Annotated in this window: 12 protein-coding genes; 3 read left to right on the top strand and 9 right to left on the bottom strand. The window is 75.1% G+C overall.

Annotated features, from left to right (window positions below; all coding sequences use genetic code 11):
* Positions 1–206: 206 nt before the first annotated feature.
* Both ABT026_RS25140 and ABT026_RS25135 read right to left on the bottom strand, forming a co-directional pair.
* Positions 207–1160: an EamA family transporter gene (locus ABT026_RS25140; RefSeq protein WP_351117421.1), complete on the bottom strand. Its 954-nt coding sequence runs from the start codon at positions 1158–1160 to the stop codon at positions 207–209.
* 197 nt (positions 1161–1357) lie between these two features.
* A complete protein-coding gene (locus ABT026_RS25135) occupies positions 1358–2578 on the bottom strand; it encodes an MFS transporter (protein ID WP_351117420.1) in 1221 nt (406 codons plus the stop codon).
* A gap of 169 nt (positions 2579–2747) precedes the next feature.
* Between ABT026_RS25135 and ABT026_RS25130 the strand changes: the two genes are divergently transcribed.
* A complete protein-coding gene (locus ABT026_RS25130; RefSeq protein ID WP_351117419.1) occupies positions 2748–3281 on the top strand; it encodes a MarR family winged helix-turn-helix transcriptional regulator in 534 nt (177 codons plus the stop codon).
* A 7-nt stretch (positions 3282–3288) separates the two neighbouring features.
* Here ABT026_RS25130 and ABT026_RS25125 read toward each other — a convergent pair whose 3' ends face one another.
* On the bottom strand, positions 3289–4788 hold the full coding sequence (locus ABT026_RS25125) for an FAD-dependent monooxygenase (RefSeq protein ID WP_502968052.1): 1500 nt from the start codon (positions 4786–4788) through the stop codon (positions 3289–3291).
* Positions 4789–4932: 144 nt separating this feature from the next.
* Here ABT026_RS25125 and ABT026_RS25120 point away from each other — a divergent pair, with 144 nt between their 5' ends.
* Positions 4933–5529, top strand: coding sequence for a TetR/AcrR family transcriptional regulator (locus ABT026_RS25120; RefSeq protein ID WP_351117417.1), 597 nt, complete (start codon positions 4933–4935; stop codon positions 5527–5529).
* A 149-nt stretch (positions 5530–5678) separates the two neighbouring features.
* Here ABT026_RS25120 and ABT026_RS25115 read toward each other — a convergent pair whose 3' ends face one another.
* The 3 genes from ABT026_RS25115 to ABT026_RS25105 form a co-directional block, all read right to left on the bottom strand.
* A complete protein-coding gene (locus ABT026_RS25115; RefSeq protein WP_351117416.1) occupies positions 5679–5945 on the bottom strand; it encodes a hypothetical protein in 267 nt (88 codons plus the stop codon).
* A 63-nt stretch (positions 5946–6008) separates the two neighbouring features.
* Entirely contained in the window at positions 6009–8081 is a 2073-nt protein-coding gene (gene malQ, locus ABT026_RS25110) for a 4-alpha-glucanotransferase (protein ID WP_351117415.1), read from the bottom strand.
* 169 nt (positions 8082–8250) lie between these two features.
* Positions 8251–8787 carry an HNH endonuclease gene (locus ABT026_RS25105; protein ID WP_351117414.1) on the bottom strand — a complete coding sequence of 179 codons (537 nt, stop codon included), beginning with the start codon at positions 8785–8787 and terminating at the stop codon, positions 8251–8253.
* Between the two features lie 359 nt (positions 8788–9146).
* Between ABT026_RS25105 and ABT026_RS25100 the strand changes: the two genes are divergently transcribed.
* Complete coding sequence (locus ABT026_RS25100) at positions 9147–10247, top strand: mechanosensitive ion channel family protein (RefSeq protein WP_351117413.1); 1101 nt, start codon at positions 9147–9149, stop codon at positions 10245–10247.
* An 88-nt stretch (positions 10248–10335) separates the two neighbouring features.
* Here ABT026_RS25100 and ABT026_RS25095 read toward each other — a convergent pair whose 3' ends face one another.
* The 3 genes from ABT026_RS25095 to ABT026_RS25085 are packed head-to-tail and all read right to left on the bottom strand — an operon-like array spanning position 10336 to position 12910.
* Positions 10336–11694: an ABC transporter permease gene (locus ABT026_RS25095; protein WP_351117412.1), complete on the bottom strand. Its 1359-nt coding sequence runs from the start codon at positions 11692–11694 to the stop codon at positions 10336–10338.
* Positions 11691–12380, bottom strand: coding sequence for an ABC transporter ATP-binding protein (locus ABT026_RS25090; protein WP_351117411.1), 690 nt, complete (start codon positions 12378–12380; stop codon positions 11691–11693). The genes ABT026_RS25095 and ABT026_RS25090 overlap by 4 nt, the downstream gene beginning before the upstream one ends.
* Complete coding sequence (locus ABT026_RS25085) at positions 12377–12910, bottom strand: PadR family transcriptional regulator (protein ID WP_351117410.1); 534 nt, start codon at positions 12908–12910, stop codon at positions 12377–12379. The genes ABT026_RS25090 and ABT026_RS25085 overlap by 4 nt, the downstream gene beginning before the upstream one ends.
* Positions 12911–13027: the final 117 nt, after the last annotated feature.

Below are 13027 nucleotides of genomic sequence, written 5' to 3'. Positions count from 1 at the left end.
CCCCACTGCGAACCAGGGCCGGACCGGGACGGGTTCACGCGCACCGGGTCGGGCTCCGCTGGGCACCGGGTCGGGCCCCGTGGACGGAACCGCGCCCGCGCACGTGGCGGCGCGCCCACCGCGCGTGCCGCCGCGGCTGGCGTCGGGACTGCCCCGTCAGGCCGGCCGCGCGGAACCGGACCTCGACGCGGGCCCACGAGGAAACGTCACGCCCGAGTGTGCTCCCGCGATCGCGACCGGGACCCCGGCCGGGACGCCTGCCGCGACGGCGGTCGCGGCGTCGCAGCCGCGCCGCCACCCGCGCGCCGCCGGAGACGCAGCGAGGTCTGCCCGGCCACCGTCGCCCCGAGGGCCACCGCCATGCCCACCACCTGCATCGCCGTGAGGGCCTCCCCCAGCAGCCCCCACCCCAGGACCGTCGCGGTCAGCGGCGACAGCGGCACCAGGAACGCGACGCCCGTGGCCGTCATCCGTCCCAGCCCGCGGAACCACAGCCAGTACGCCAGCGCCGTGTTGACCAGGGCGAGGTACGCGTACCCGGCCGCCCCCGCTCCGTCGATCGCGGGCGGCGCCCCCTCGACGGCCAGGGCGAGCGGCGCGATGACCAGCCCGCCCGCCGTCAGCTGCCAGCCCGTCAGCGCGAGCGGACCGACCCCCGCCGGCCTCCCCCACCGCTTGCCGAGGACCGTGCCGAGCGACATCGCCCCCGCCGAGCCGAACGCCGCGGCCATGCCGACCGCATCGACCGTGCCGATGCCCGGCGCCATGACCAGCGCCACCCCGGCCACCGCCGCCAGGCCCGTCACCACGGTCCGGGCCCGTACCCGCTCGGACAGCAGCACCGCCCCCAGTCCGGCCACCAGCAGTGGCCCCACCGACCCGGCGACCGCGGCCATCCCGCCCGGCATCCGGTACGCGGCGAGGAACAGCAGCGGGAAGAAGGCCCCGATGTTCAGCGCCCCCAGGGCCGCCGCACGCCACCACCAGTCGCCGCGCGGCAGCACGCGGGTGACCGCCAGCAGCAGGAGCCCGGCGGGCAGCGCCCGCATCAGCGCCGTGAACAGCGGGCGGTCGGGCGGCAGGAACTCGGTCGTCACCACGTAGGTCCCGCCCCAGAACACCTGGGCCAGACCGGTGGCCACCACGGTCAGGCCGGTCACCGCCGCGACGGGACCGGCGACCGTAGCCGCCACCCCGGCGCCCCGCGCCACCCGCCGACCCCGGCCCCGCGCATCCCGCGCCTCTCGCACGTCCCGCACCTCCCCCGCCTCTCGCATGTCCCGCACCTCCCGCACCTCCCGCACGCCCTGCACCTCTCGCACATCCCGCGCCTCCCGCGCCTGATCCGACGTCCGCCTCACGCCGCCACCCCCACCCGCTCCGCCGCCGGCGCGACCCGCACCGCGCTGTCCGGCAGCCGCCGCTCCACCGCCACCAGCAGCCCCGCCGCCACCAGCGAGGTGCCGATCAGGAAGACCCACGGCACCCGCCCGTCCAGCGCCAGCAGCGTGGTGAACAGCGCCGGCGCCAGCGCCTTCGCCAGCGACCAGGACAGCTGGTACACCGCCATGTACCGCCCCCGCACCGCGGTCGGCGCGGCGGACACCGCGAGCAGGTCGGCGGCCGGACTGTGCACCAACTCCCCCACCGTGACGACCACCACGCCACCGACCAGCGCGGCCGTCAGCACCGCCGCCGAGTCCGGCCGGGCCGCCGCCAGTGCGAGCTGGGTCAGGAAACCCGCCGCGAAGAGCAGCGATCCCAGCGCCGCCGCCCGGGTCCGCCGCGCGCCCGTGCGCCGCACGAGGTGCCCCACGTAGGTGCCGGCCGCCGCGCACAGCGCCGTGTTGACGGCGAAGGCCACGCCGGTGAGCACGTCGGGACCGCCCAGGGAGACGACGGAGAGCGGGAACAGCACCGAGAGCGCCGTGTAGCTGAGCGCGTTGAAGAAGTTCGCGCCGGTGAGCACCAGGAACGGGCGGTCCCGGACGACGAGCAGGTAACCCGGGGCGGCGGCGTCCGCCGCCTCCTCGCCCTTGCTCTCCCGTACCGGCCGGACCGCGCGCAGCAGCAGGGCCGCCACCGCGTAGGCCGCGGCGTTGGCCAGCGCGGTGCCGTTGTAGCCGGCCGGGCCCAGGATCCCGACCACCAGGGAGACGATCAGCGTCCCCGCGCCGAGGCCCGCGTTGCCCACGGCCCGCAGCCTGGCCTGCAACCGGTCCCTGTCCGCGCCCCGGGCCACCTCGTCCACCAGGACCGTCTGGACGCCCGCGTAGGCCCGTTCGGCGGTCACCGTCAACAGGGCGACGCCGGCGAAGGCTCCGAGGGAATCGGCGAAGGGGTAGGCGAGGAACCCGGCGAACCGGATCGCGTGGAAGAGCAGCAGCATCCGCCGCGCCCCGTGGCGGTCCACCGCCGTGCCGATGAACGGCACCAGCGCCATCCCGCCGAGGCCGGCCACGGTCAGCACGGACCCCACCATGGCGTAGGAAAGCCCGGTGACGTGGTGGAAGAAGACCAGGCTGAACGGGATGTACATCCCCGACCCGACGCCGTTCACCACCGCCGACGCCGTCAACCGGCCTTCTCCTGGCGCCCCTTGACGCGCCGTGCCCTTGCCCTCACCCATCCGGACCTCCCCCGCGGTCACCACTCCGTCATCGTCACTGCAAGTAGCTTAGCAATAAGCTACTTATCGGCAAGCGACTTATTTGCGAGGGATCACCGGCGACGCCGATACTCGGCACATGAGCAGCAGTGGCCAGCAGCCCCGGGACGGCGTCGACGCGATCATCGAGCAGTGGGCCCGGGAGCGCCCGGACCTCCGGACGCCGGGGATGGAGGTCTTCGGGCGGATCTACCGGCTCGCACGGGTGATGGGCGAGCGCGCGGAGCGGGCGTACTCCGCGTTCGGCATCTCGCGCGGGGAGTTCGACGTGCTGGCCACGCTGCGCCGCTCGGGCGAGCCGTACACACTGAGCCCGCGCGACCTCTCCACCACGCTGATGCTCACCACCGGCGGCATGACCGGCCGACTGGACAAGCTGGAGCGGGCGGGGCTGCTGACCCGCTCACCCGACCCGGACGACCGGCGCGGCCTGCGGGTCTCCCTCACCGAGCGCGGGCTCACGCTCGTCGACGAGGCGGTGGGCGCCGGGCTCGCCGAGCAGAACCAGGCCGTGCGGGACGCCTTCGACGACCACCGGGCCGCCGAACTGGCGGACATGCTGCGGGAGTTGCTGGCCGCGACGGAGCACCGGCCCACGCAGCTCCCACAGTGAGGTCCGGTCAGCCCAGACGCTCGCCCAGGCGCTCGCCCGGAGCGCGGCCCACGTGCTCACCCACCGCGGCCCGCACCTGCTCCGCGGTGGCCTCCTCCGCGGCCCAGGCCGCGTAGCCGTCGGGGCGGACCAGGACCGCCGTGCCGCGCGGGGCGGCCCACCGCTCCACGGCCAGGCGCTCGCCCCCGGGCGCGAGGTCGAGCCCGGGCGGGGCCAGCAGCACGAACCGTCCGCCGCGCAAGGCCTCGTACAGGCGGCCACCGCCGGCCAGCGGAACGTCCGGCACCCTGGCGCCGACCACCCGGTGGGCGCCGCGCGGCCGGCGGTAACGGATACCGATGCCGCTGACCATCGCGGTGCCCCGCCGCCACACCGGCCCCACCCGGCTCGCCGCGGCCAGCGCCGTCGCGCGCAGCAGGCGGGCGGCCGGGCCGTGGGCCAGAGCACCCCGGATCAGGGCGCCGCTGCCCAGCAGCACCATCCGCCCCACCGGATGACGTTCGCTCTCGTAGGTGTCGAGCAGTTCCGGGGCGGCGTGCCCGCCGAGCACCGCCGCCAGCTTCCAGCCGAGGTTGGCGGCGTCCTGCAGCCCCGTGTTCATCCCCTGACCTCCCGCCGGGGAGTGGACGTGCGCGGCGTCGCCGGCCAGCAGGACGCGGCCGACCCGGTAGGACGGGGCCTGCCGCTCGTCGCTGTGGATGCGGGACATCCAGCGCGGGTCGTGCATGCCGAAGTCGGTGCCGAGGGCTCCGCGGACGATCTCGCGGACCTCCTCCAGGTCCACCGGGTCGCTGTCCGGCCGGTCGTGGCCCCGCCGCCAGCCGGTCACCCGGTGGTAGCCGTCGCCGAAGGGGGCGACCAGCGCGAACCCGTTCGGCCCGGCGTCCGCCGTGAGCACCGAGCCGGGTTCCTCGGTCAGCCTCACGTCGGCGAGGACCAGGGAGCGGATCACCGAACGCCCCGGGAACGGGAGCCCCACCAGCTCGCGGACCGCGCTGTGCACCCCGTCCGCGCCCACCAGGTAGGCGGCGCGCAGCGTCTCCGTCTCCCCGCCGATCGTCCGGACCTCGACGTCCACCCCGTCGGCGTCCTGGCGCAGGCCGGTCACCTCCCGCTCGTGGGCGAAGCGCACCCCGGCCTTCACGGCGCGCCGCTCGAGCAGCCGCTCCACCTCGTACTGCGGGACGACCAGGACGTAGGGGAAGCGGGAGGGCAGCGAGCCGAGGTCCAGCGAGAGCCGCCCGAAGAGGCGGAGGCTGCCGAGCGGACGTCCGATCCCGGCCAGCTCGTCGGCGAGCCCGCGGGCGTCCAGCTGCTCCAGGGTCCTGGCGTGCACCACCAGGGCGCGGGAGAGGTTGCTGATCCGGTGCGGGCGCTTCTCCACGAGGGTGACGGGGACCCCGGCCTCGGCGAGGTCCCCGGCCAGGAGCAGTCCGGTGGGGCCGGCGCCGACGACGACCACGGAGCGGGCCGCGTCGTCGGCGGGGTGCGGGGTGGTGCCGTGCATGGTGGTCATGGTGGCCTCCCGTTGGTCGGCGGCCTCGGCGCGACCCTGCCGCAATGCGAGTCAACACCTGTTGGCCAACGCTTGTTGACCACGCTAGACCCGCGACCCTGGACGGTCAACAGCCGTTGGCCTACGTTTGTTGACATGACCGAGAACAGTCCCCCGGCGGCCGACGCCGGACCGCCTCGCCCCCGCAGGTCGGACGCCACCCGCGCGGCGATCCTCACGGCGGCGATCGCCCGGTTCGCCGCGGACGGCTACGAACGGGCCACCATCCGCGCCATCGCACGGGACGCGGGCATCGACCCGGCCATGGTGATGCGCTACTACGGCAGCAAGGAGGGGCTGTTCCGCGCCGCGTCGGAGATCGACCTGCGGATACCGGACTTCGCCGGCGTGCGTCCCGAGGAGGCGGGCGAGGCGCTGGTGCGGCACTTCCTCCAGCGCTGGGAGGCGGACGACTCGCCGGCCGCGATGCTCCGGGTGGCGGCGGCCTCGGGGCTGGACGAGGGGCGTCAGCAGGCGATGCTGGAACGGCAGGTCGGCCCGGCGGTGGGGCGCTTCTGCCCGGTCCCGGCCGAGGTGCCGCGCCGGACCGCGCTGATCGCCTCGCAACTCGTGGGCATGGCGGTGCTGCGCTACCTGTTGCTGGTGCCGACGGTGACGGCGATGAGCCACGACGAGATCGTGGCGTGGCTCGCTCCGACGGTGCAGCGGTACCTCACGGCCGACGGCCCCTGACGGCGCTCGGCTCCACGTGGGGTGAGGACGCGACGAGGGTGCCGTCCTCGCCCCACGGACCGTAGCCGTGACGCGAGGGCGGCACCCTCAGTGGTCTGCTGTTGTTCCGGCCTGCCGCGCTCGGGCGGCCGGACGACCGGGTGACCGGGTCAGGAGTTCTTGGTCCTGATGTTGGTCGACGTGACCCGGTGCTCCTCCTTGGACTTGTCCAGGACCATCACCAGACCGGCGACGACCCCGAAGAGCACGAGCGGGGCGACGACGTAGAGGCCCAGCGTCTCGATGACGCTCAGGCCGGTGCCGGGGTCGTCGCCGTCGTCGCGCGTGAGCGCGAGCGCGGGGGACGACATGAGCAGCATCATCAGCGTCGTGCCGGCGGCCAGGGCGCCGGTGCGCAGGGCGTTCTTCTTGTCCACGGCGCCCAAGGTAACGGACGCGGGCAGGGGCCGCGCGCCCGGGGTGCCGTTCCGGCGGGTGTGTCAGCCGGGTGGCTCCGGCCGCCCGTCCTCCTCGACCGGTTCCCGCAGGGCCGCCAGGAGCGCGTGCAGCCGCGGGGAGGACGAGAGTTCCTCCAGGGTGACGGGCCGTCCCTCGCCGTCGGCCACGGGCAGCCGCCAGTTGGGGTATTCGTCCCAGGTGCCGGGGACGTTCTGCGGCCGCCGGTCGCCCACCCCGTCGGGCAGCCACACACCGGCCAGGCGGGCCGGGGTGCGCCACAGGAAGCGGTGCAGGGCCCGGACGACGTCCTCCTCGCGGGTGCCGTCCAGCAGCCCGCGGCCGTCCAGTTCCGCCAGCCACTCCCCCAGTTCGGCCGCCGCCTCCTCCCGTTCGCGTTCCACCGGACGGGTGAGCAGGCCCAGCCGGTGGCGCAGGTCGACGTGGTCGTGGGCGATCCGCGAGGCGGTGGGGGGCAGGTCGTGGGTGGTGACGGTGGCCAGGCAGTCGGCCCGCCAGCTCTCCGGGGGCAGGACGCGGCCGCCGCCCTCCCAGTCGCGTTCGAACCAGAGCACCGACGTGCCCAGCACGCCCCGCTCCCGCAGGGCCTCCCGGACGCCGGGCTCCACCGTGCCGAGGTCCTCGCCGATGACGGCGGCGCCGGCCCGGTGGGCCTCCAGGACCAGGACCGCCAGCATGGCCTCGGCGTCGTAGTGGACGTAGGCGCCCTCCGTGGGCGGGCGGCCCTGCGGCACCCACCAGAGCCGGAACAGGCCCATGACGTGGTCGATGCGCAGCGCCCCCGCGTGCCGGAAGCAGGCCCGCAGCAGGTCCCGCAGCGGGGCGTAGCCGGTCTCGGCGAGCCGGTCGGGCCGCCAGGGCGGCAGCCCCCAGTCCTGTCCGTGGGCGTTGAACGCGTCGGGCGGGGCGCCCACCGACATGCCGGCGGCGAAGCAGTCCCGCAACGCCCAGGTGTCCGCTCCGCCGGGGTGGACGCCGACGGCGAGGTCGTGGATCAGGCCCACGCCCATGCCGGCCTCGTGGGCGGCGCGCCGGGCGGCGGCGAGCTGTTCGTCGGTGAGCCAGGTCAGCCAGCGGTGGAGGTCGACGCGGTCGGCGAGCTCGAGCCGCGCCCGGGAGGTCTCCGGGGACCGTGGGTCGCGCAGCCGCTCGGGCCAGCGGTGCCAGTCGGGTCCGTGCACCTCGGCGAGGGCGTACCAGGTCGCGTGGTCGTCCAGCGCGCGCCCCTCCCGGGCCACGAACGCGGCGTACGCGGCGCGGCGGCCCGGCGCGAGGGGCACCGCGCGCACCAGTTCCAGGGCGCGGCGCTTCAGGTCCCAGACGGCGTCGCGGTCGATCGACGCGTCCTTCTCCAGCACGCCCTCGCGCAGCCGGGCGGCCTGCTCGGCCAGGGCGCGCAGCGCGGGGCGTTCCTCCTCGGCGACGTGGGCGAACTCGGGGACGTCCTCGACCCGCAGGTAGAGGGGGTCGGGAAAGCGACGGGAGGACGGCCGGTATGGGGAGGGGTCCACGGGCGGGCCGGGCACGCTCGCGTGCAGCGGGTTGAGCTGCACGAAGCCGACGTCCAGGGCGCGCCCCGCCCAGCCGGCCAGGTCGGCGAGGTCGCCCAGGTCGCCCATGCCCCAGGAGCGGTGCGAGAGCAGCGAGTAGAGCTGGACCAGCAGTCCGCGGTGCCGCCCCTCCACGCCGGGCGCGCGGTCGGGGGCGACGATCAGGTGGGCCTCGCCCGCGCGGCCGTCGGGCGCGGTGACGGCGAGCCGGTGGACGCCGTACGGCAGGTCCTCGAGCGCCGCGGGACCGGTGCGGGTCTCCCCGTCCTCGGTGACCACGCGGACCTCGGCGCCCTCGGGCAGCTCGGGCACCCGCCCGGGGCGGAGCACCACGGTGGGCGGCAGCAGCCGCTCGGCCAGTTCGCGCTCCCTGGTCGCCAGCGCGGCGGCGGGGTCGGCCGTGTCCACACCCAGCGCGGCGAGCGCCGCGGTCACCGCCTCCTGGGGCACGGCCACCGCGCGGTCCGGCGCCGGCCGGTACTCGGTGGCCACCCCGTACGACTGCGCGAGCCGCGCCAGCGGCTCTCCTGGTACCGGTCCGGCCACGGTTCCTCCTCGTCGAGGTCGAGCACGCCCGCACAAGTGGCTACCCACCGGACGCCGGACCAGACATGCCCTCCCCCGAACGGGTGCCCCCGCGGCCGCGGGGGCACGGGGGCGGGCAGCCTGCGGCGGAGGGCGCCGGGTGCGCGAAGGCCCGGATCGGTGGCAGGTGTCAGGCGGACACGCCGTCGATCCGGGCCAGGGCCTCGTCCGCGCCGTAGGGCCGCAGGTACGGCAGCCAGCGCGGGTCCCGGTGGCCGGTGCCGATGATGCGCCAGGCCAGGCCGGTGGGCGGGGCCGGTTTGTGGCGCAGTCTCCAGCCCAGCTCCATGAGGTGGCGGTCGGCCTTGGTGTGGTTGCAGCGACGGCAGGAGGCCACCACGTTGTCCCAGACGTGCTGCCCGCCGCGGCTGCGGGGGATCACGTGGTCGACGCTGGTGGCGACGCCGCCGCAGTACACGCAGCGGCCGCCGTCCCGGGCGAAGAGCGCCCGTCGGGTGAGAGGCACCGGCCCCCGGTAGGGGACGTGGACGAACCGCTTGAGCCGGACCACGCTGGGGGCCGGCAGGGAGAGAGTCGCGCTGTGCAGGTGGGCGCCGGACTCCTCGAGGCAGACTGCCTTGTTCTCGAGGACGAGGACGAGCGCGCGGCGGAGCGGTACGACGCCGAGCGGCTCGTACGACGCGTTGAGGACCAGGACGTGCGGCACGGTGCCTCCTTGTACGCCGGCGGCGCGTGGCTCGCGCCGGGACGATCTGCAGTCAGTTTCCCCTCTGCCCTGGTCGCGGCGCCACCACGTGGCAACAACAGGGTGGCCGCCCGCGGAGTGGTCCTGACCACAGCGGGACCACTCCGGCCCCGCCCGGCGCAGGGTGTCCCACGGCGCACGAGGTCACCCCTTATCCCTTCCTCATCCTCTGGTGAGGCCCGTCTCTCTTCCCCGGGAAGCGGCGAAGCCACCCGGTTTGCCCCGTTAGTGTGGTCGGGCTGCCCCTTCGGCCTCCGTGGCCGTCGCCGTGCCCCCGCCGGGGCAGCCACCGCACCTGGAGGTATCCCACCGTGTCCCCCGTGTCCCTGTCCGCCGCCTTCCCGGCCGCCGGCCCGGACCCGTCCACGACCGCCCCCGCCTCGTCGACCACCCCCGCCCCGACCCCGACCATGCCGTCCCTGGAGGAGGCGCACGCGCGTGCCTCCGAGGCGGCGGGCTGGTTCCAGGAGAACTGGGCGTCGTGGCTGGCCGTGGGCCTGCGGATCGTGCTGATCGTCGCGGTCGCGCTGGTCCTGCGGATGCTGGTCCGCCGCGCGATCACCCGCCTGATCGACCGGATGAACCGCAACACCTCCGCCACCGAGGGCAGCACCCTGGGCGGCCTGCTGGTCAACGCCGAGCGGCGGCGTCAGCGCTCGCAGGCCATCGGTTCGGTGCTGCGGTCGGTGGCGTCCTTCGTCATCCTCGGCACGGCCTTCCTGATGGTGCTCGGCGCCTTCCAGATCAACCTGGCGCCGCTGCTCGCCTCGGCGGGTGTGGCCGGTGTCGCCATCGGTTTCGGCGCGCGCAACCTGGTCACCGACTTCCTCTCCGGCGTCTTCATGATCCTCGAGGACCAGTACGGCGTCGGCGACACCATCGACGCGGGCGTGGCCACCGGCGAGGTCATCGAGGTCGGCCTGCGGGTCACCAAGCTGCGCGGCGACAACGGCGAGATCTGGTACGTCCGCAACGGCGAGATCAAGCGGATCGGCAACGCCTCCCAGGGCTGGGCCACGGCCGGCGTGAACGTGACCGTGCGGCCCGAGGAGGACCTGGACCGGGTGAAGTCGGTGCTGGGCGAGGTCGCCGAGCGGATCGCCAAGGAGGATCCGTGGAACGAGATCCTGTGGGGTCCCGTGGAGGTGCTGGGTCTGGACGACGTGCTGCTGGACTCCATGGTGATCCGGGTGACCGCGAAGACCATGCCCGGCAAGGCGGTCACCGTGGAGCGGGAGCTGCGCTGGCGGATGAAGCGGGCGCTGGACGCGGCGGGCATCCGGATGCTCGGCGTCCCGGAGCAGGCGACCGTGGAGCCGCTGGTGGACCCGACGGCGGGCATGGCCGCGCCGTCCGCGTTCGCCAGCAGCAGCTCGCCGCAGTCGGTGGCGGCGTCGCCGATCCCCCCGAAGGGGCTGTAGCGGCGCCTGCACGTCGAGGGGGCGGCGCCCGGATCTCTCCGGGCGCCGCCCCCTCCCCCGTTCCCCCGTTCCCCCGTTCGGCAGTGGCTCAGGCGTGCCGCAGCTCCGACGGCCGGACCGTGCGGCGCAGCAGCGGGATGCCGGTCGCCGCGGCGAGCAGGGCGACGGCGTAGATCACGAAGGGGAGCGGCAGCGCGGCCCAGGGGAAGGCGGACACCCCGGCGTTGGCGGCCTCCGCGTACCAGGCCCCCAGCGCCGTCCCGAGGATCCCGGTCAGCAGGACGGCCGGCGCCAGCGGGAGCGCCGTCTCCAGGATCAGCGCCTTGGCGAGGACCTTCCGCGGCACCCCGGCCGCCACCTGGGCGGCGAGCCCGTCCCGCCGGCTCGCGACGGACTCCGCCGTGCCGACGGCGAGCGAGGCGAGGACGAACAGCAGGCCCAGGACGATCGCCGCGGCGGTGAGGGCGAAGCCGGTGCGGTAGAAGTCCATGTCGTACCCGCCCGGGTACCGGCTCTCCTGCAGGGCCACGACGTCCAGCACCGTGCGGCGGATGCCGACGTAGGCGGTGGCGACGGCGGTGAGCACCATGACGGCGGCGTGGGTGCGGGCGGTGGCCCAGGGGTCGTCCACCAGCCGCTCCCCGGCGATCAGCGACGCGGGGTCGTCCGTGCGGGCGGCCATCCGGCGGCCCATCCGGCGTGCGCAGACCCCGCTCAGCCACACCGTGCCGACGGACACGAGCACCAGCAGGCCCAGGACGAGCATCGGCCCGGTCATCGCGTAGTCGCGGTGCGCCTGGGCCGGGACGGACACCAGCGCCAGCGCACCGGCGATCAGCACCGCGGCCACCAGCAGCGTCAGGACCGTGCCGCGCCCCGGCCCCTGGGGACGCGCACGCCGCACCTCGCCGAGCGGGGAGGCGATCACCCGGCGCAGAGCCAGTACTCCGCAGGCCGCTCCGAGGCCAGGAACCAGTACCGCCACCAGTGCCATCGCCGGCCAGGCCAGCACGTGCGGCTGCCCGTAGGAGAGCACGGTCGGCACGACGACAGCCGTCGCGACCAGGGACCCCAGCAGACAGGCGAGTCCGGTCTCCAGGCCGGCGACGCGTCGGGTGCGGGAGGGCGAGGCGCCGGCCAGCCGCAGCCCCGCGAGCCGCTTGTCCCGGTGCACCGCCCCGATGCGCGTGCACTGGCCGAGGAAGCCGAGCACCGCCAACAGCAGAAGCAGCAGGGTCATGACAGCTCCGGTGCGCTCCCCCGGCTGGTTGAGCAGCCCTGCCGCGACCGACATGCTGTGCTGCCCCCGCAGCGACCCGATCACCACCGCCGCCATGGCCAGTCCCGTCGCCGCGATCGCCCCCAGCGCCGTCAGCCCGAACCGCCACCACTCCCGCCGGTCGGACCCCTGGGTGAACAGCCAGGCCAGCTTCACGTCCTCGGTCATATCGCGCCTTCCATCGCTGCGGCACGGCCGTCGGCCAGCCGGATCTCGCGGTCCGCGTACGCGGCCACCTGGGCGTCGTGCGTGATCAGAAGTACCGCCGCGCCCGAGGCGCGGGCGGCGGAGACGAGCTCCGCCATGACCTGTTCGCCGGCCAGGGAGTCCAGCGCCCCGGTCGGCTCGTCGGCGAAGACGACGCGCGGTCCGGTGACCAGCGCGCGGGCCAGCGCGCCCCGCTGGGCCTGGCCGCCGCTGAGCTCACCGGGCCGGGCGTCCCCCCGGTCACCGACGCCGAAGCGCTCCAGCCACTCGCCGGCCCGGGCGCGGGCCTCGCGCCGGGAGGTGCCGGCGAGCATCAGCGGCAGGGCCACGTTGTCGGTGAGCGTGAGCTCGGGGATCAGCTGCCCGAACTGGAACACCACGCCGAAGTCGGTGCGGCGCAGCGCGCTCAGCCGGTCCTCCGCGCAGGTGTCGAGCCGCAGTCCTTCGTAGTGGACGCTGCCGCCGTCGGGGCGGACGATCCCGGCCATGCAGTGCAGCAGGGTGGACTTGCCGCTGCCGCTGGGGCCGGTGACGGCGAGGATCTCTCCCGCGTGGAGTTCGGCCGAGGCGCCGCGCAGGGCGTCGGTGCGGCCGTGGGTCTTGACGAGGTCTCGGGCCGCGAGCAGCGGGCCGGTGGTGATGCTCATCGTGCGGTGACCTCCGCGGTCAGGGTGGCGAGCCGGTCCGCTGTGGTGCTCATCCAGCGGAGGTCGGCGTCCAGGTGGCTGAGGGCGTAGTCGGCCGAGAGGACGGTCGCGAGGTCGGCCCCGGGAGTGGTCTTGACCTTGGTGAGCTCCCGCATCCGCGCCATGTGGGCGGCGCGCTGGTCGCGCAGATAGGCGGCCGGGTCGCCGCCGGCCAGGATGGCGACGACGACCTTGGCGAAGATCTCGTTGGCGACGAACGGCGCGGGCGGGGCCGTCTCCGCGGCCCAGCGGGCGAGTTCACGCTCGCCGTCGTCGGTGGCGCGGTACATGGTCCGCTCCGGACCGCCGTCGGAGTCGGTCCCCTCGACCTTGGCCAGTCCGTCGCGCACCAGCCGCTGCAGCGTCGTGTACACCTGCCCGTACGCCAGGGGGCGGGCCTGCGGGAACCTCTCGTCGTGCCTCCTCTTCAGGTCGTAGCCATGGCTCGGCCCGGTGGAGAGGAGGCCCAGCAGGATGTGACGGGTGCTCATGTCCGTCAGTATGCACCACGTACATGTACTGAGTGAATAGTCGATCGGCGCTCGTGTGGTGTTGAGCCGGGCGGGGCGACGTGGAAGCGTGATCGCAGCCGACCGGACCGGGAGAAG

The organism is Streptomyces sp. NPDC002734, assembly GCF_040295685.1.
GTDB lineage: Bacteria > Actinomycetota > Actinomycetes > Streptomycetales > Streptomycetaceae > Streptomyces.
This window is presented reverse-complemented; position numbering and strand designations above follow the sequence as displayed.